The organism is Streptomyces sp. 796.1 (assembly GCF_047525675.1).
Taxonomy (GTDB): domain Bacteria; phylum Actinomycetota; class Actinomycetes; order Streptomycetales; family Streptomycetaceae; genus Streptomyces.
Genome location: NZ_JBLIWA010000002.1, coordinates 55601 through 73722 on the forward strand (window position 1 = coordinate 55601; position 18122 = coordinate 73722).

Here is an 18122-nt window from a genome sequence, read left to right on the forward strand (position 1 = left end):
GACCGCGGACGTCAGGCCAGGGCCACCAGGTCCGCGTAGTCCTGGCCCCACAGGTCCTCCACGCCGTCCGGGAGCAGGATGATCCGCTCGGGCTGGAGCGCGTCCACCGCGCCCTCGTCGTGCGTGACCAGCACCACGGCCCCGGTGAAGGTCCGCAGCGCGCCGAGGATCTCCTCGCGGCTGGCCGGGTCGAGGTTGTTGGTGGGCTCGTCGAGCAGCAGCACGTTGGCGGACGAGACCACCAGCGTCGCGAGCGCGAGCCTGGTCTTCTCGCCACCGGAGAGCACCCGGGCCGGCTTGTCGACGTCGTCGCCGGAGAACAGGAACGAGCCGAGCGTCTTGCGGATGTCGACCAGGTCCAGGTCGGGAGCGGAGGAGCGCATGTTCTCCAGCACCGTGCGGTCCGGGTCGAGCGTCTCGTGCTCCTGCGCGTAGTACCCCAACTTGAGGCCGTGGCCCGGGGTGACGCTGCCGGTGTCGGGCTTCTCGACGCCGGCGAGCAGCCGCAGCAGGGTGGTCTTGCCGGCACCGTTGAGCCCGAGGATCACCACGCGCGAGCCGCGGTCGATGGCCAGGTCGACGTCGGTGAAGATCTCCAGCGACCCGTACGACTTGGACAGGCCCTCGGCGGTGAGCGGGGTCTTGCCGCACGGCGCGGGGTCGGGGAAGCGCAGCTTGGCGACCTTGTCCGAGACGCGCACCGCCTCCAGGCCGGACAGCAGCTTCTCGGCCCGGCGGGCCATGTTCTGGGCGGCGACGGTCTTGGTCGCCTTGGCGCGCATCTTGTCGGCCTGCGAGTTCAGCGCTGCTGCCTTCTTCTCGGCGTTGGCGCGCTCGCGCTTGCGGCGCTTCTCGTCGGCCTCGCGCTGGGCCTGGTAGAGCTTCCAACCCATGTTGTAGATGTCGATCTGGGACCGGTTGGCGTCCAGGTAGAAGACCTTGTTGACGACCGTCTCGACCAGTTGGACGTCGTGCGAAATGACGATGAAGCCGCCGCGGTAGCTCTTGAGGTAGTCCCGCAGCCACACGATCGAGTCGGCGTCGAGGTGGTTGGTCGGCTCGTCGAGGAGGAGCGTGTCGGCGTCGGAGAAGAGGATGCGGGCGAGTTCGACGCGGCGCCGTTGGCCGCCGGAGAGGGTGTGCAGGGGCTGGCCGAGCACCCGGTCGGGCAGTCCGAGGCTGGCGGCGATGGTCGCGGCCTCCGCCTCGGCCGCGTAACCGCCCTTGGTGAGGAACTCCGTCTCCAGGCGCTCGTACTTCTTCATCGCCCTTTCGCGGGTGGCGCCCTTGCCGTTCGCCATCCGGTCCTCGTTCTCGCGCATCTTGCGCAGGACGACGTCGAGGTCGCGGGCGGAGAGGATGCGGTCCCTGGCGAGCACGTCCAGGTCGCCGGTGCGCGGGTCCTGCGGGAGGTAACCGACCTCGCCGGAGCGGGTGATGGCGCCGGCGGCCGGTGCGCCCTCGCCCGCGAGGCACTTGGTGAGCGTGGTCTTGCCGGCTCCGTTGCGGCCGACGAGGCCGATGCGGTCGCCCTTGGCGATGCGGAACGAGGCGGACTCGATGAGGACTCGGGCGCCGGCGCGCAGCTCAAGGCCGGTGGCGGTGATCACGGGAAAGACTCCAGGGCGGAAAAGGACGGCGGAAAGGACAGGCGCGCAACCACGGCCGCACGCAGCGCACCGGGCGATGGCGGCGGCGGACGGCGCACCCCGGCGGCGCGTGCGGGGCCGGGCGGGAGCCGTCTAGTGCGCAAGGAGAATGGCCATACGGACCACTGTAGCGGGGGTGGGCAAGTGGTTTGCCTGGGGCGGTGGGAACGCGCCGCTCCGGGCGTTGTCGTACCCCGGTGCCAGACTGTGAGGCGAGCCACATCCCCACACCCTGCGCTACGGAAGGTACGGAAGGTGAGCACCATGACCGGCACCCGGGCGGCCCGCCCCACCCTCTACCCCACGCTGCTCTACGCCGACGCCCGGGCCGCGATCACGCAGCTCACCACGGCCTTCGGGTTCACCGAGCACGCGGTGTACGAGGACGAGGACGGAACGGTGGTGCACGCCGAACTGGCCTACGGGAACGGCATGGTGATGCTCGGCACCAAGCGCCCGGGGAGCCGGTTCAGCGAGGCGATGGCCGGTGCGGGCCCGGCCGGGGTCTACGTGGTGATCCAGGATGCGGACGCCCACCACGCGCGGGCCGTGGAGCACGGCGCGGAGATCCTCATGCCGCCCACCGACCAGGAGCACGGCTCGCGGGACTACATGGCGCGCGACGTGGAGGGCAACGTGTGGAGTTTCGGCACGTACGTACCGGGGGTGCCGGACTGATCCGTGGCGGGGCCGTCCGGGCGGCCGGGCCCGGGCGGGCGCCGGCTCGGCCGGGCCGGCTCGCTGGCCGGGCGGCCGGGCCGGCGCCCGGGGCGTGCGGTCAGGTCCCGCCCGTGTGGACCTGGAAGGCCGCCCGGCGGACCGCCTTGGCGAGGGCCGGGTCCGGGTGGGCCGCGGCGAGTGCGACCAGTACCTGGACGGTGCGGGGGTGGCCGACCTCGCGGACCTCGGCGAGGAGGGCGGGGACCGTGCCCTGCACCGCCGATTCCAGGTGCCGTACGAGCAGGCTTATCTCACCGTGGTCGGCGATGGCCGCGGCCGTGTCCACCCAGAGCCAGGTCGCCTCCTCGCGGGTGAGCACCTCCAGCGTGTCCTCGGGGTCGGCGCCTTCGATCTCGGCGAGCCACAGCAGGGCGTAGGGCCGTAGCCGCGACTCGTCCAGGGCGGCGCGGACCGCGGGTTCGGCCGGGGCGCCGACCACGCGCAGCGCCTCGAAGGCCAGGCCGCGCAGGAGCGCGTCGTCGCCGCGGGCCGCGTCGAGCAGTTCGGTGACGGCGCTGCCCACCGGCCTGGCGGCGAGCCAGGCCCGGTACTCGGCACGGGCCGGGCCCGGGGTGAGCTGGGCGCAGCCGCGCAGCATGTCCTCGGCGTGCTGCTCGATGTTGCCGGCCGGGCTCTGCGCCGCGACGCAGATCTGTTCCAGCTTGACCCAGACCGCCCAGTTGCCGAGGGCGGTGAGTTCGGCCTCGCGGTGGGCGGCGCCGGCGGCCTCGCGGACGACGAGCGCGCCGACCTCGGCGAGCCCGTCCAGCGCCCAGGCCAGCAGTTCTTCGGGCACGTCGCACTCGGTCGCCGCTGCCACGGCCGCCGGGCGCGCTCCTTCGCCCGGCGCGGGCGGCGCGGCGAGGTCCGCACGGGTCTCCGTGCCCCCGGCGGCAGCGTCCGAGCGGGGCTGCGGTGCCTGCTCGGGGACGGCGGCGATCGTCAGGGCGGAGCGCTCGGTCCTGGCGGGGCCAGGCTGCGGGGCGCGCTGGCCGTAGGGAACCTCGCAGCGCTCGGTGCGCAGTTCGGCGACGCGCTTGCGGAGCAGGTCGAGCAGGTCCGGGTAGCCCATGGGGCCGGCCGAGAGCTGGAGCACCGAGAGCAACTGCGGCACGGCCTCGATGACTTCGGCCACCGCCGCCGGGTCGGCGCCGCCGCGGGTCGCCGGGCCGCGGCCGTCCGGTTGCCAGGGGCGCGCGATGGACCAGGCGTCGAAGAGCGCGACCCAGCCGCGGAGCACGGCGGAGTCGTCTCGGTCCCAGGCGCGCAGCCGCCAACCCGCGCGCGCGGTTCCGCCGTGCAGTTCGATCAGGCCGGAGAGCCTGGCCCGGTCCCAGTCGGTGCGGACCTGAAGCGGGGTCAGGCCGAGGGCGTCGGCCGCCCGGTCGGCCGCCACGTCGGACAGGGCTCCGTAGGCCCCCGGGCGCATCGCCGCTTCGCCGTCTGGCTCGGCTGCGGCCCAGCGGGCGACGCGGGCGGCGCCGGCGAGCGAGGCCCGTGCGTGGCGGGCGAGCTCCGCTGGTGGCGGAGTGCCCTCCGGTGGTCGTGGGGCGGGGCGCGTGCCGCGCTGCGGCACTGCCCTGCGGGCGCCGGCGATCGGCCGGTGCGGGACGAGTCGGAGTCGGGAGTCGCGCGGGGTACGGGACGTCACAAGAGCAGTCTTGCCCCTGAAGGCCCGAAAACCCAATCGGTGGTCATCCGGCCGCGTGAGCGCAACGGATGTGGCTGCTGCGACGAACGTGCCGATTCCTTGCCCCGTTTGGGCGTTGGCTGATACGAACGCGCGGCCGAGGGGTGGCACGGCCGGTGGACCAGGAACGGGCGAAGAATGCATGACGTACGGATGAACCGGAGGCATCCGGTGCAGTGTCCAGCAGGTCGTGCCAGCGGCGGTGGGTGACGGGCGCGCGGCCGGGCGGGGCCGTGGTGGCGCGGCGCCCGGCGGGTCGGGCCGGGCCGTGGTGACGCCGTCGTGGCGCCGTGCCCGGCAGGTCGGGTGGCGGCGGGGGCCGGTGCCGGCGGAGGGGCCGGGCGCGGTTGCGGGGCGGTCGCCCGTACCCGCCGCGGTGGAACCGCAGGGCTCCCCCACGGACGGAACCGGTTGCTCCTCACACCAGCGGGACCAGGAAGCGGCGCAGCGCCTCCTGGTAGCCGGCCGGGTCGGCGTTCCACATGGCGGCGTGCGGGGCGCCGGGGACGGCGTGCAGGGTGATGAGGTCGGGGCGGCGCTCGGCGAGTTCGCGGGAGGCGGCCCAGGGCGCGAGGTGGTCGTCGGGGCCGTGCAGGATCAGGGTGGGTACCTCGATCCGCCCGCTGTCGGCGAGTTGCGCGGCGCGGCCCGCGTGCAGCGAGGTGCGGCCCTGCGCGGCGCGCACCACGAGCGGCAGCAACGGCGCGGGGGTGCCGCGGGCCGCGGCGATGGCCCGCAGCGTGGTCTGCCAGTCGAGCACCGGGGAGTCCAGGATCAGGCCACTGATCAGGTGGCGCAGCGGCGAGTGGGCTGCGGTGTGCAGGGCCATCGCGGCCCCGGTCGACCAGCCGAAGAGCACGATCCGGCGGGCGCCGCGCTGCGCCGCGTAGCGCACGCCGGCGTCGAGGTCGCGCCATTCGGCGTAGCCGAGGTGGCTGACGCCGTCGGGGGACGGCGGGGCGCCCGCGTCCCCGCGGTAGGAGAGGTTCAGCACCGGCAGTTGCTTGCGGTGCAGGAAGTCCAGGACCACCAGCGGGTGCTCGCGGGTGGCGCCGATGCCGTGTGCGGTGATGACCCAGGTGTCCCGGACGGCCGGCACGTACCAGGCGGGGAGCGGCCCGATCTCGCCGTCCACCTCGACGTCCTCGTAGGAGAGGCCGAACGCCCGGCCCGGGTCGCCCTCGTACACCTGTGGCGTGAGCCAGACGCGGGTGCCGGGTGCCAGGGTGCCGCGGGTGACCGTCTCCAGACGGCGTACGACGCAGTCGGCGGGGTGCGGGGCGCCCTCGACGACGGGCCCGACGGCGGCGTGGCAGCCGTCGCCGGTCAGCCCGTAGGTGCCGGGGCGTTGGGAGGCAAGGGTGCGGGTCAGGGTGACCTGGCCGGCGGCGGTGGAGTGCACGGTGAGCTTGGGCTCGCCGGGCAGCGGCCGGCCCGGGGTGAGGGCGACGCCGCTCGCGCACCGACCGGCCCAGACGGCCGCCCCGGCACCCAGCGCGGTGGTGGCGGCCACGGCCGCCGCTGTACGCAGACGCATCCTCCCCAGTGTGGGCGGCCGAGACGGGACCGGCCAGCGGGCGCGGGCCGATGGGTGAGGGAGTGGGCGCCCGGGCGCCGGGCCCGGCGGCGGCGCCGGCCACGAGGGTGGGGTCGGGTGCTCCACGTTGGGGTTGTCGGCCGGTTCGGGCCACGTCGGTGGGGGCTGGTCAGCGGGTTGGCCGGTCCGCGGGTGACGAGCGGGCGGCGGTGCGCAGGCGGACGACGGGGCCGGAGGTGCCGCGGCCGGGCGGGCACGAGACGGAGGGTGGGGCGGAGCGCTCCGTGCAGGAGGGCCGGCCGGTTCGGGCCGCCCCGGCCGGGAGCCCGTCCGTGGGCGCGGGTTAGCCGTCCGTGGGCGCGGGTTAGCCGTCCGTGGGCGCGGGTTAGCCGTCCGCGGGCGCTGGTTGGCCGTACGTGCGCAGGCGGGTGGCGGCTTCGTCGAGTTGGGCGGCGTCGAGCAGGGTGGGGGTGTGGCCGGGGACGGCGGATGCGGTCAGCCAGACCCGGCACATCCACTCCAGTTGCGCGGTGCGGTCGTACGCCTGCCGCAGGCTGCTGCCGTAGGTGATCGTGCCGTGGTTGCGCAGCAGGCAGCCGGTGCGGTCGCGGAGGGCGGTGAGCATGTGGCGGGCCAGTTCGTCGCTGCCGTACAGGGCGTACGGGGCGACCCGGGCCGGACCGCCGAGCGCCCCCGCCATGTAGTGGATCGCCGGCACCTCGGTGACCAGCGTGGAGACGGCCGTGGCGTGCACGGCGTGGGTGTGCACGACCGCGCGGGCGTCGGTGGCCCGGTAGATCGCCAGGTGCATGGGGAGTTCGCTGGTGGGGCTGCGGTGGCCGATGCGCTGCCGCCCGTCGAGGTCGACGCCGACCAGGTCCGCCGGCCCGAGCGTGTCGTACGGCAGGCCGCTCGGGGTGACCAGCACCGTGTCGCCCACTCGGACCGAGACGTTGCCCGACGTGCCGACGACCAGGCCCTCGTCGGTGGTCCTGCGCGCGGTCTCCACCACCTCGCGCCACGCCCGGCGGAGCCGCGCGGCGTCGGCCGGTGGCAGCGTCGCCAACTCCGGCGGGTCCGGGTCGTCGTCGTGGTCGGTTCCGGGGGTCCCGGAGGCCATGGGGCCCGCGCCGCACGCGCGTTCCGCTCCGTCGTCCGGAGCCGCTGCCTCCGCGTCCGGCGCGTCGTGCTCGGCCCGCTCCCCTTGCCGGTCCGCCCGCCACTCCGATTGCCGACGCCGCCCCATGCGACCACCTCCGCGCCCGATCCTGTCAGGTCCACGCCCGGGCCGGAGGCCCCTCGTACGACCCGGCTGCCCTGCGCGTACCCCGCCTGCCCACCCCTCCTGCACGTACCCGCGTGCGCGCGAGGACGCCGCCGGCGCGGGGCCGGTGGGCGCGGCACCGGTGCGGGAGGCTGCGGCGGGTCGGCGCCGCCCCGGCCCGGTCCGGCCCGCGGGGGGGGCCGCGTACGGGGGACGCTGCGGGCGGGGGCGGTGAGCCGCGTACGGACCGGCCGCACCAGGCCCGCGGACGGGCGGGTGCCGCCGGGTCGCATCCGGGTCGCGTCCAGGGTGGAGGTCCGGGGCCCGTACGCCCGGCGGACACACACGCCACCCGGCCACGACGACCGCGCGCCGCACCCCCAGCCGCGCTCCGCCCCGCGCTCGCGCGTGCGCGTACCCGCGTCGCGCCACCACGCCCACGCGTGCGGTACCGAGGCGCGTAGGGGGCCGAGAACCAGCCATGCCCCAAGCGCCGCGATCGGGGGGCAGGCCGCGGGGACCGGCGGGCGGGCGCGGGGCGGTGGGCGCCGGCGGGTGGGCTCTTCGCGCGTTCACGCGCAGGGAGCCGTGCGGCGGAAGCGCGGGGCGGACGGGATGCGGCTGCGGGGCGGCGGCCCCGCGTCGCGCCGCATGGGGCGGTTGCCGGGCGGCGGGCACCACCCGGCGACCGTCACCGAGGGTGGTGCCGTTGCACTCGCCCATGACAGGCCCACGTAAATCCCATGGGGATATTAAATGGCCGTAATGTGTACACCAGATAGCGAGCCGCCCGCCCTCCATCGAGACGCCCCTGACCTGCAGGTTTACTGAAGCGGCGGACGGGATTCCGAGGGTCATCGCCACACCCGTCGAGTCGCGTCACCCTCAAGCCCCACTCAGTTCACTTTTTGTTCACTCTTCGTACCTACTTTCAGCGGGACGTTGCTCCCCTGAACGATTGCCTGGGTGAATGGAACACATCACGCTTCTCATCGGGATCGTGATCATCACGGCCTTGGTGTTCGACTTCACGAACGGGTTCCACGACACGGCCAACGCCATGGCCACCACCATCTCGACAGGGGCACTGCGGCCCAAGACCGCAGTGGCCATGTCCGCGGTACTGAATCTCGTTGGCGCATTCCTCTCGGTCGAGGTGGCCAAGACCATCTCCGGCGGGATCATCGACGAGGGGGCCGGCATCCGGCCAGAAGTGATCTTCGCCGGGTTGGTCGGCGCGATCGTCTGGAACCTGCTGACCTGGCTCGCCGGTCTCCCCTCCAGTTCCTCGCACGCACTGTTCGGCGGCCTCATCGGCGCCACCTTGGTCTCCGTCGGCATGGACGGGGTCAACGGCGACGCGGTCGTCATGAAGGTCCTCATCCCGGCGGTCGCCGCCCCGCTGGTGGCCGGCATCGCCGCGCTGGTCGCCACCCGGCTCACCTACCGCATCGCCCGTAACCGAGATCCGCAGGACACCGCCAAGGGCTACCGCGCCGGGCAGATCGCGTCCGCCGCCCTGGTCTCGCTGGCGCACGGCACCAACGACGCGCAGAAGACGATGGGCGTCATCACCCTGGCCCTGGTCACTGGTGGCGCGCTCGCGCCCGCCTCGGACCCGCCGACCTGGGTGATCGCCTCCGCTGGCCTCGCCATCGCGGCCGGTACCTACCTCGGTGGCTGGCGCATCATCCGCACCATGGGCAAGGGCCTCACCGACATCCAGCCGCCGCAGGGCTTCGCCGCCCAGACCGGTGCCGCGACCGTCATCCTGGCCTCCTCGCACCTGGGCTTCGCGCTCTCCACCACGCAGGTCTGCTCCGGCTCCGTGATGGGCTCGGGGCTCGGCCGCAAGGGCGGTGTGGTGCGCTGGTCCACCGCCGGCCGCATGGTCATCGCCTGGGGGCTCACCCTGCCGGCCGCCGGGATCGTCGCGGGTGCCGCCGCACTCCTGGCCGACCAGGGCGACTGGGGCGTGGCCACGGTCGCCGTCCTGGCCGTCATCGCCTGTGGCGCCATCTGGCTGGCCTCGCGCCGCAAGCCCGTCGACCACACCAACGTCAACGAGGTCTCCGGCCCGGACACGGCCGGCGCCCCCGCCCCGGTCGCCGCGGTCCCCGCCGCGCACCCCGCCGACCTGGACGCCGAGCCGATCGGCGTGGTGACCGCCGCGGTGCGCAGCGTGGCACCGCCGCCCACCGGCGCGGCGCTCGCGCAGCCCGCCCCCGGCGACCAGTCGGCCGCGGAGTCCAACGCCGAGGCTGCCGCCGAGCCCGCACCCGACGCGCCATCCGCCCCTGCGGACGCGTCAGCGCTGGTCGACGCGCTCGCCGCCGAGCAGGACGGCGCGCTGGCACCCGCCCCCGGCCTGACCCCGGCAGCCGCCCCGGCACCGGCGACGGCTGCGCCCGCCGCTCCGGCCTAGCCGACGGGGGCGGCGCCCGCGCCGCCCCCGTCAAGCGGACGCCTTGGGCGACGTACGACCCGGGCTCCACGGACGATCACAGATCACCGCAGACACCGCAGACACCGCAGACACCGCAGACGATCGAAGGAATCAGCGCCATGAACATCGACTGGGCCGCACTCGGCGAGGTCTTCGGCGTGAGCCTGGTGGTGACCGTCGCCCTGGTGGGCGTGTTCACGCTCGGCATCGTCGGCACCTCGGCCAAGCCGGCCGAAGACGCCCCGGGCGCCACCGGCGCCGCGGGCACGGCGAGCACCGTGGGTACGGCGAGCACCGTGGGTACGACGGGTACCAGCGCGCTGGCCCGCTCCGGTGCCTACCTGTGCTTCGCGCTGTGTGCGGCGGCGGTGGGGTACGGCATCCACCTGATCGTGGCCTGAGCGCCGGTGCCGCCCCGCGGTCTCCCGCGGCCGGCACCGGCGAACGGCCACGGCCGCACCACCCGCCCCCTGTCCAGCCGGCCACCTGGCCCAACCGGCTGACCGCTTCCGCCCGATCGACCGCCGGTCCACATCCGCAGGGGCCGCGGCGGATGGGCTGCGGTCGGGCCGCGCCCCACCACACCCAGCCCGCCGGGCAGGGTGCGACCGAACCGTGTCGCGCCCCGCCCGGCGGGCCTCTGTGCAGGTCAACCGCGAGTTGACGGCCGTTCCCGGGGCGTGGTGGACTTCCGGGGCCAAACGGCGACAGGAGAGGAAGCCGGTGCGAGTCCGGCGCGGTCCCGCCACTGTCACCGGGGAGCGCTCCCCCAGCGCATGGCCACGGCTCGTACACCGCGGGCTGGAAGGCCGGGGTGCGGCGTCGATCCGGGAGCCAGGAGACTCTCGCCGCCGATCACGTCGAGCCAGGGCGCGGACCCTGAGTGAGGACACACCACCATGGCCTGCCGCCGTCCAGCGCCCCCTGCCGCCCGTGCGGCCCGCCGCCGCCCACACCGGTCGGCGTGCCGGCCCGCACCGCTCCCCCGCCGAGGCACGACGGCGGGCTGACCGATGCGTACCGACCCCCTTGCGTACGCGTACGGCGCCGTCATCGGCTTCCTGGGCGACCGCGCCCTGGGCGACCCCCAGCGGGGCCACCCGGTGGCCGCCTTCGGACGTGCCGCCGGCGCCGTGGAGCGACGGCTGTGGCGCGATCACCGCGGGCACGGTGCTCTGCACACCGCCGTGTGTGCGGGCGGTGCCGCGCTCGTCGGCGCACTGCTGACCCGGGCGGCGCGCGGCCCGGCCGGCACCCGCCCGGCGGCTCCGCACACCCTGTCGACCGCACCGGCGGGCAGGCCCGTACCGGCCTCCCCGGTCTCCCCCGTCGTCCCTGCCAGCCGGGCCACGACGGTGCGCCAGGCTGCTGCGCCGCGCCCGAGCACCGGCCGCCCGGTCAGCGCCGCCCCGCGGGCGCCGTACCCCCTCGCCCGCATCTCCTCGCCCGCCCGCGCGCGCGAGGCCGCGCTGACCGCGCTCGCCACCTGGGCCGTACTCGGCGGCACCACGCTCGGCCGGGAGGCGCGCACCATCGGCGCCGCGCTGACCGCCGGGGACCTCGACGCGGCCAGGGCCGCGCTGCCCCGGCTGTGCGGGCGCGATCCGCAGGCCCTGGACGCCCAGCAGATCGCCCGGGCCGTCGTGGAGTCCGTCGCCGAGAACACCTCCGACGCGGTGGTGGGCGCCCTGGTGTGGGGCGCGGTCGGCGGCGTCCCCGGGCTGCTCGGCTTCCGTGCGGTGAACACCCTGGATGCGATGGTGGGCCACCGCTCGCCGCGCTACCTGCGGTTCGGCTGGGCGTCCGCACGCCTGGACGACCTGGTCGGCTGGCCAGGTGCCCGGCTCACCGCCGCGCTCGCGGTGCTCGCCGGGCCCGCCCCCGGCCGCGCCTGGCGCACCGTACGCCGCGACGCGGGCAGCCATCCGAGCCCCAACGCCGGCCCCGTGGAAGCCGCGTTCGCCGGCGCGCTCGGCGTGCGGCTCGGCGGCACCCTCGCCTACGCAGGCCGCGTGGAGCACCGTCCGGTGCTGGGCGCCGAGCACCGGCCCGTCGAGGTCGCCGACATCGAGCGCGCGGTGCGGCTCTCGCGCCGGGTCAGCGCGCTGGCGCTGGCGGCGAGCGTCGCAGGCAGGCTCGCGTACGGCGCCGCCACCGCGGGCAACCACAGGGGGGATCGATGAGGGGGGCCGGGCACATGGGTGGCGGGCTGCTGGTCGCGGGGACGACGTCGGACGCCGGCAAGAGCGTGGTCACGGCGGGCATCTGCCGCTGGCTGGTACGCCGCGGAGTACGCGTCGCACCGTTCAAGGGGCAGAACATGTCCCTCAACTCCTTCGTCACCCGCGAGGGCGCCGAGATCGGCCGGGCCCAGGCGATGCAGGCCCAGGCCGCCCGCGTCGAGCCGACCGCGCTGATGAACCCGGTGCTGCTCAAGCCGGGCAGCGACCGCTCAAGCCAGGTCGTGCTGCTCGGCAAGCCGGTGGGCGAGCTCAGCGCCCGCGGCTTCTTCGGGGACCGCGGGCCGGCGGCCGACGCGGGCGACCCCGGGCCGATGCCCGGCGGGCGGCAGCAACTCCTGGCCCCGGTCCTGGACTGCCTCACGGAGCTGCGGCGCAGCTACGACGCGGTGATCTGCGAGGGCGCCGGCAGCCCGGCCGAGATCAACCTGCGCCGCACCGACATCGTCAACATGGGCGTCGCCCGCGCCGCCCACCTGCCGGTCGTGGTGGTCGGCGACATCGACCGGGGCGGGGTGTTCGCGCAGTTCTTCGGCACCACGGCGCTGCTCGCCCGCGAGGACCAGGCACTGGTCGCCGGCTACCTGGTCAACAAGTTCCGCGGCGACGTGTCCCTCCTCGAACCCGGCCTGGACATGCTGCACGGCCTCACCGGGCGCCGCACCTTCGGCGTGCTGCCGTACGCGCCCGGGCTCGGCATCGACGAGGAGGACGGGCTGCGGGTCTCGCTGCGCGGGGCGGTGCGCGAGGCGCCGGTGGCGCCCCCGGTCGGCGCCGACGTGCTGCGGGTGGCGGTGTGCGCGGTGCCGCTGATGTCGAACTTCACGGACGTGGACGCGCTGGCGGCCGAGCCCGGGGTGGTCGTCAGGTTCGTGGACCGGCCCGCGGAGTTGGCCGACGCCGACCTGGTCGTGGTGCCCGGTACCCGGGGCACCGTGCGCGCCCTCGCCTGGCTGCGCGAGCGCGGGCTCGCCGACGCGCTGGCCGCGCGCGCCGCCGAGGGCCGGCCGGTGCTCGGCATCTGCGGCGGCTTCCAGGTGCTCGGCGAGTCGATCGAGGACGAGGTCGAGTCGCGCGCCGGCACCGTCGCGGGGCTCGGGCTGCTGCCGGTACGGGTGCGCTTCGCGCGCGAGAAGACGCTCGCCCGGCCGGTCGGCACGGCGCTCGGCGAGCGCGTGGAAGGCTACGAGATCCACCACGGCGTGGCCGACGTGCGCGGCGGCGCGCCGTTCCTCGACGGCTGCCGGGTCGGCCCCGTGTGGGGCACGCACTGGCACGGGTCGCTGGAGAGCGACGGCTTCCGGCGGGCCTTCCTGCGCGAGGTCGCGGCGGCGGCCGGCCGGCGGTTCGTGCCGGCGCCCGACACCTGCTTCGGGGCGCTGCGCGAGGAACAGCTCGACCGGCTGGGCGATCTGATCGAGGAACACGCGGACACCGACGCGCTGCTGCGTCTCATCGAGCAGGGCCCGCCGGCCCGACTGCCGTTCGTCCCCCCGGGCGCGCCGGCGCTGCCCGATGCGCCGGACGGGGTTGCTGAAGTCGCTGAGGCTGCTGGGACCGTTGAGGCCGCCGCGTACGACGGGGGCGCGCCGCCCGAGACCGTGGCGCCTGACGGCGCCGTACCGCCCCAGGCCGTGGCGCCTGACGGGGCGGTAACTCCCCGGGCCGCATCGCCCGACGGGCCCGTATCGCCGGACCGGGCCGCCGCGGGCCCTCCGCACCGCGCGGCGAGTCCTCCGCAGGCCACGCATCCCCCGGCTGAACCCGGCGTACCGGGCGCGCTGGGCGTTTCGGGTGCACCCGGTGAACCTCGTGACCCCAGCGAACCCGGGGAGCCCGGGGAGCCCAGCAAGCCTCACGAACCCCGTGAATCCCATGGACTCCATGGGCCCCGTGAACCCCGTGAAAGGAGCACTAGCTGATGACCTCGGCCAGCTACCCGTTCACCGCCGTCGTCGGCATGGCCGACATGCGGCTCGGACTGCTGCTCAACGCCGTGTCGCCGGCGATCGGCGGGGTGTTGGTGCGCGGCGAGAAGGGCACCGCGAAGTCCACCATGGTGCGCGGCATCGCCTCGCTGCTGCCCGCCATCGACACCGTCCCCGGCTGCCGGTTCTCCTGCGATCCCGGCGCGCCCGACCCGGGCTGCCCGGACGGCCCGCACGAGGTGGGCGCCGGGGTCGGCCGGCCCTCGCGCCTGGTGGAGCTGCCGGTCGGCGCGTCCGAGGACCGGTTGGTGGGCGCGCTGGACATCGAGCGGGCCCTCGCGGACGGCGTGAAGTCCTTCGAACCCGGCCTGCTCGCCGCGGCCCACCGCGGCATCCTGTACGTGGACGAGGTCAACCTGCTCCACGACCACCTGATCGACCTGTTGCTGGACGCCGCGGCGATGGGCTCCTCGTACGTGGAGCGCGAGGGCGTCTCCGTACGGCACGCGGCGCGTTTCCTGCTGGTCGGCACCATGAACCCGGAAGAGGGCGAGCTGCGCCCGCAGTTGCTCGACCGGTTCGGGCTGACGGTGGAGGTCGCGGCCTCGCGCGAGCCGGACGAGCGGGTGGAGGTGGTCCGGCGCCGGCTGGCCTTCGAGGAGGACCCGGCCGCGTTCGCCGCCCGCTGGGCCGACAGCGAGGAAGAACTACGCGCGCGGATCGCGGCGGCCCGTGCGCTGCTGCCCGCCGTGGTGCTCGACGACGGGTCGCTGCGCCAGATCGCCGCCGTGTGCGCGGCGTTCGAGGTGGACGGGATGCGCGCGGACATCGTGACGGCGCGTACGGCGACGGCGCTGGCCGCCTGGGCCGGGCGGACCGAGGTGACCACCGCGGACGTACGGCAGGCCGCGCTGCTCGCGCTGCCGCACCGGCGGCGCCGTAACCCGTTCGACGCGCCGGGTTTGGACGAGGAGAAGCTGGACGAGGTGCTCGACGCCTACCAGCCCGAACCGCCCGCGCCGGCCGAGCAGTCCACCGGCGAGCCGGACGAGGACCCGGACCCCGACCCGGGCCCGGACGGCCCCGGGGGCGGCGAGCCGCCGCAGGACGGGCCGCCGCAGGGAGACGGCGGCGGGCGGGGCACCGCGCCTGACCAGCCCGCCGAGCAGCCCGTGCCGGAGCAGCGCACGGACGGCGACGGCCCGCAGGAGTCGGCCGAACCCGCGCCCGCCGCGGGCGAGGGCGGCGACGGGGCGGGTGCCGACGCGCGCGGCGGCGCGCCGGAGCGGCCGGCGGTGCCGGCCGGCGAGCCGTTCACCGCGCGCATGTTGGACGTACCGGGGCTCGGCGAGGGCGCGGCGGGGCGGCGCTCGCGGGCCCGCACCGCGCACGGCCGTACGACGGGCTCGCGCCGCCCGCAGGGGGTGCTGACCAAGCTGCACCTGGCCGCGACGGTACGGGCGGCGGCGCCGCACCAACGCGCGCGGGGCCGTACCGGGAGCGGGCTGCTGCTGCGCCGCGACGATCTGCGGGAGGCGGTCCGCGAGGGCCGTGAGGGCAACCTGGTGCTGTTCGTGGTGGACGCCTCCGGGTCGATGGCCGCGCGGCAGCGGATGGGCGCCGTCAAGGGCGCCGTCCTGTCGCTGCTGCTCGACGCCTACCAGCGGCGCGACAAGGTCGGTCTGGTCACCTTCCGGGGCCGCGGCGCCACCCTCGCGCTGCCGCCCACCTCGTCGGTGGACGCGGCGGCGGCCCGGTTGGAGAAGCTGCCCACCGGGGGCCGTACGCCGCTGGCCGCGGGGCTGCTCACGGCCCGCGAGACGCTGCGCGTGGAGCGGCTGCGCGACCCCTCGCGCCGGCCGCTGCTCGTGGTGGTGACCGACGGCCGGGCCACCGGCGGCAAGGAGCCGGTGGCCGAGGCCGCCCGGGCGGCGGGGCTGCTCGCGGCCGACGGGGTGGCGTCGGTGGTCGTGGACTGCGAGTCGGGGCTGGTGCGCCTCGGACTCGCGGCGCAGCTCGCCCGGGTGTTGCGCGGCCCCGCGGTGACGCTGGACGAATTGCGCGCCGACAGCGTGACGGCGCTGGTCCGCGGGGCCCGCGCGGCCCGGGACGGCGGGTCGGCCCGCGGGGAACACACGGCCGCGGCACACCGGCAGCGCCAGCGGGGCGCCCGGGCGGGGCAGCGGATCGACAGCACGGAGAGGGTTGCGTAATGCCACAGGGAAAGCCTTCGGTGGTGCCCGACGACGGGCTCACCACGCGTCAGCGCCGCAACCGGCCGCTGGTGTTCGTGCACACCGGTGTCGGCAAGGGCAAGTCGACGGCCGCCTTCGGGCTCGCGCTGCGGGCCTGGAACCAGGGCTGGCCGGTCGGGGTGTTCCAGTTCGTGAAGTCGGCGAAGTGGAAGGTCGGCGAGGAGCGGGCGCTGCGGGTGCTCGGCGACTCCGGCGAGGGCGGCTCCGTCGCCTGGCACAAGATGGGCGAGGGCTGGTCGTGGGTCCAGCGCGACCTGGCCTCCAGCGAGGAGGCGGCGCGCGAGGGCTGGGAGCAGGTCAAGCGCGACCTGGCGGCGGAGACCTACCGGCTGTACGTGCTGGACGAGTTCGCGTACCCGATGCACTGGGGCTGGGTGGACACCGACGAGGTGGTGGCCGCGCTGCGGGACCGGCCCGGCACCCAGCACGTGGTGATCACCGGCCGCAACGCGCCGCAGCCGCTGATCGACTTCGCCGACCTGGTCACCGACATGTCCAAGGTCAAGCACCCGATGGACACGGGGCAGAAGGGCCAGCGGGGCATCGAGTGGTGACCCTTGCGACCGCCGTGCCCCGTCTGGTGATCGCGGCGCCCGCCTCCGGCAGCGGCAAGACGACCGTGGCGACCGGCCTGATGGCCGCGTTCGCCGCGAGCGGCCTGGCCGTCTCGCCGCACAAGGTGGGCCCCGACTACATCGACCCCGGCTACCACGCCCTGGCCACCGGCCGCCCCGGCCGCAATCTGGACGCCTACCTGTGCGGCCCGGATCTGCTGCCCGGGCTGTTCGCGCACGGCGCGCGGGACGCCGACCTGGCCGTGGTCGAAGGGGTGATGGGGCTGTACGACGGGGCCGCGGGGCAGGGCGAGTTGGCCTCGACGGCGCAGGTCGCCAAGGTGTTGCGGGCGCCGGTGGTACTGGTCGTGGACGCCTCGTCGCAGTCGCGCTCGGTGGCGGCCCTGGTGCACGGCTTCGCCGCCTGGGACCCGGAGGTGCGGCTCGCTGGCGTGGTCCTCAACAAGGTCGGCTCCGACCGGCACGAGGAGTTGCTGCGCGAGGCGCTGACCGAGGTCGGCGTGCCGGTCTTCGGCGTGCTGCGCCGGGCCGAGGCCGTGCACACTCCGAGCCGCCACCTGGGCCTGGTGCCGGTGGCCGAGCGGCGGGCGGACGCGGTGGCCGCGGTGGCGGAGTTGGCCGACCGGGTGCGCGCCGGCTGCGACCTGCCCGGCCTGCTGGCACTGGCCCGCTCGGCACCGGCCCTGCCCGGCGGGGCCTGGGACCCGGCGGATGCGCTGTACGGGGCGGGGCTCGGGACCGCGGTGGCGGCAGGGGCCGGGGCGGCCGGGCGGCCGTCGGGCGCGGAGGCCGTGGCGCCCGGTGCGGACCACGGAGCGGCCGGTCGGAGAGACGGGGACGGGGCGGCCGGTCCGGCGTACGGGGCGTCCGCCGCGCGCCACGGAGCGCACGGCGCGGCGCAGGGCGTGCCCACCGGTAGGGACGCGGGCCGGGAAGCGCCGGGGGCCGGGGCGCGGCCGGTGGTCGCCGTCGCCGGCGGCTCGGCGTTCACCTTCTCGTACGCGGAACACGCCGAGCTGCTGACCGCGGCCGGCGCCGAGGTCGTCACCTTCGACCCGCTGCGCGATGCGGAGCTGCCCGCGGGCACCCGCGGGTTGGTCATCGGCGGCGGGTTCCCCGAGGTCTACGCGGCCGAACTGTCCGCCAACGCGCCGCTGCGCGCCGCCGTCGCCGCCCTCGCGGCCTCCGGGGCGCCGATCGCCGCCGAGTGCGCCGGCCTGCTCTACCTGGCCCGTTCGCTCGACCCCGGCCCCGCCGCGGGGTCGGACGGCGCGGCCGGGGCGCCCCTGCCGATGTGCGGCGTGCTGCCGGCCGACGCCCGCATGTCGGGCCGGCTGACCCTGGGGTACCGGGAGGCGGTCGCCCTGGCGCCCAGTGCGCTGCTGCCGGTGGGCGCCCGGGTGCGCGGCCACGAGTTCCACCGCACGGTCATCACGCCGGAGGCGGGCGGCGAACCGGGCGCGGCGCCCGACGCCGCCACCGGCCCGGCCTCCCCGGCGCTGCCCGCCTGGGGCGTGGTGCAGCCGGCCCGACGCGTGGAGGGCTTCGTACGGGACCGGGTGCACGCCTCGTACCTCCACCTGCACTGGGCGGCCTCCCCCGCGATCGCCGCGTCCTTCGTCCAGAGCTGCACCCCGTGAACCGCCCGCCCACCGCCCCGGAGCCGCACGGCACCGGGGCCCGGCCGCTGCGGGCCGGGCTGGCGGCTCGCCCGACCGCTGACCCGGCCGCTGCCCCGGCCACGGGGCTGGTTGCCGGCCTGCCGGGCGCGAGGGTGGTGCGCACGGGGACGTCCCGCCTGGCGCCGCTGGGGCTGGC

General features: G+C 76.1%; 12 protein-coding genes, 1 pseudogene and 1 riboswitch. Of the genes and pseudogenes, 9 read left to right on the forward strand and 4 right to left on the reverse strand.

All coding sequences use genetic code 11. The features are described from left to right. Positions 1 to 11 precede the first annotated feature (11 nt). Positions 12 to 1610 (reverse strand): ABC-F family ATP-binding cassette domain-containing protein, encoded by a 1599-nt coding sequence (locus tag ACMA1D_RS01640; RefSeq protein WP_414722023.1) that lies wholly within the window; start codon positions 1608 to 1610, stop codon positions 12 to 14. 303 nt (positions 1611 to 1913) lie between these two features. On the opposite strand from ACMA1D_RS01640, the gene ACMA1D_RS01645 reads away from it, so the two are divergent. Then, positions 1914 to 2327 carry a VOC family protein gene (locus ACMA1D_RS01645; RefSeq protein WP_414722238.1) on the forward strand — a complete coding sequence of 138 codons (414 nt, stop codon included), beginning with the start codon at positions 1914 to 1916 and terminating at the stop codon, positions 2325 to 2327. 100 nt (positions 2328 to 2427) lie between these two features. Here ACMA1D_RS01645 and ACMA1D_RS01650 read toward each other — a convergent pair whose 3' ends face one another. The 3 genes from ACMA1D_RS01650 to ACMA1D_RS01660 form a co-directional block, all read right to left on the reverse strand. Further along, complete coding sequence (locus tag ACMA1D_RS01650) at positions 2428 to 4020, reverse strand: hypothetical protein (RefSeq protein ID WP_414722024.1); 1593 nt, start codon at positions 4018 to 4020, stop codon at positions 2428 to 2430. A gap of 457 nt (positions 4021 to 4477) precedes the next feature. Next, the gene (locus ACMA1D_RS01655) at positions 4478 to 5596 is read right to left on the reverse strand and encodes an alpha/beta hydrolase (protein ID WP_414722025.1); all 1119 of its coding nucleotides are present in this window, start codon (positions 5594 to 5596) and stop codon (positions 4478 to 4480) included. 385 nt (positions 5597 to 5981) lie between these two features. Further along, positions 5982 to 6716 (reverse strand): class II aldolase/adducin family protein, encoded by a 735-nt coding sequence (locus ACMA1D_RS01660; protein ID WP_414722239.1) that lies wholly within the window; start codon positions 6714 to 6716, stop codon positions 5982 to 5984. A gap of 1114 nt (positions 6717 to 7830) precedes the next feature. Between ACMA1D_RS01660 and ACMA1D_RS01665 the strand changes: the two genes are divergently transcribed. The 8 genes and pseudogenes from ACMA1D_RS01665 to ACMA1D_RS01700 form a co-directional block, all read left to right on the forward strand. Then, a complete protein-coding gene (locus ACMA1D_RS01665; protein WP_414722026.1) occupies positions 7831 to 9285 on the forward strand; it encodes an anion permease in 1455 nt (484 codons plus the stop codon). 140 nt (positions 9286 to 9425) lie between these two features. Continuing rightward, the gene (locus ACMA1D_RS01670; protein WP_414722027.1) at positions 9426 to 9707 is read left to right on the forward strand and encodes a hypothetical protein; all 282 of its coding nucleotides are present in this window, start codon (positions 9426 to 9428) and stop codon (positions 9705 to 9707) included. Between the two features lie 311 nt (positions 9708 to 10018). Next, a riboswitch (cobalamin riboswitch) is annotated at positions 10019 to 10151 on the forward strand. Positions 10152 to 10319: 168 nt separating this feature from the next. Further along, positions 10320 to 11489, forward strand: coding sequence for a cobalamin biosynthesis protein (locus ACMA1D_RS01675; protein ID WP_414722028.1), 1170 nt, complete (start codon positions 10320 to 10322; stop codon positions 11487 to 11489). Between the two features lie 14 nt (positions 11490 to 11503). Next, positions 11504 to 13468 (forward strand): cobyric acid synthase, encoded by a 1965-nt coding sequence (locus tag ACMA1D_RS01680; RefSeq protein ID WP_414722240.1) that lies wholly within the window; start codon positions 11504 to 11506, stop codon positions 13466 to 13468. Next, on the forward strand, positions 13468 to 15687 hold the full coding sequence (locus ACMA1D_RS01685) for a putative cobaltochelatase (RefSeq protein WP_414722029.1): 2220 nt from the start codon (positions 13468 to 13470) through the stop codon (positions 15685 to 15687). The genes ACMA1D_RS01680 and ACMA1D_RS01685 overlap by 1 nt, the downstream gene beginning before the upstream one ends. Further along, entirely contained in the window at positions 15687 to 16283 is a 597-nt protein-coding gene (cobO, locus tag ACMA1D_RS01690; protein WP_414722030.1) for a cob(I)yrinic acid a,c-diamide adenosyltransferase, read from the forward strand. Before ACMA1D_RS01685 ends, cobO begins: the two co-directional genes overlap by 1 nt. After that, complete coding sequence (locus ACMA1D_RS01695; RefSeq protein WP_414722031.1) at positions 16277 to 17944, forward strand: cobyrinate a,c-diamide synthase; 1668 nt, start codon at positions 16277 to 16279, stop codon at positions 17942 to 17944. The genes cobO and ACMA1D_RS01695 overlap by 7 nt, the downstream gene beginning before the upstream one ends. After that, positions 17941 to 18122, forward strand: a pseudogene (locus tag ACMA1D_RS01700) (hypothetical protein); the annotation flags it as partial. The gene ACMA1D_RS01695 and the pseudogene ACMA1D_RS01700, both read left to right, overlap by 4 nt.

Bases quoted from the DNA above. Each gene is read 5' to 3' on its own strand.
- ACMA1D_RS01645 (WP_414722238.1), top strand. From the start codon at position 1,914: ATGACCGGCACCCGGGCGGCCCGCCCCACCCTCTACCCCACGCTGCTC.
- ACMA1D_RS01655 (WP_414722025.1), bottom strand. From the start codon at position 5,596: ATGCGTCTGCGTACAGCGGCGGCCGTGGCCGCCACCACCGCGCTGGGT.
- ACMA1D_RS01660 (WP_414722239.1), bottom strand. From the start codon at position 6,716: ATGGCCTCCGGGACCCCCGGAACCGACCACGACGACGACCCGGACCCG.
- ACMA1D_RS01665 (WP_414722026.1), top strand. From the start codon at position 7,831: ATGGAACACATCACGCTTCTCATCGGGATCGTGATCATCACGGCCTTG.
- ACMA1D_RS01670 (WP_414722027.1), top strand. From the start codon at position 9,426: ATGAACATCGACTGGGCCGCACTCGGCGAGGTCTTCGGCGTGAGCCTG.
- ACMA1D_RS01675 (WP_414722028.1), top strand. From the start codon at position 10,320: ATGCGTACCGACCCCCTTGCGTACGCGTACGGCGCCGTCATCGGCTTC.
- ACMA1D_RS01680 (WP_414722240.1), top strand. From the start codon at position 11,504: ATGGGTGGCGGGCTGCTGGTCGCGGGGACGACGTCGGACGCCGGCAAG.
- ACMA1D_RS01685 (WP_414722029.1), top strand. From the start codon at position 13,468: ATGACCTCGGCCAGCTACCCGTTCACCGCCGTCGTCGGCATGGCCGAC.
- cobO (WP_414722030.1), top strand. From the start codon at position 15,687: ATGCCACAGGGAAAGCCTTCGGTGGTGCCCGACGACGGGCTCACCACG.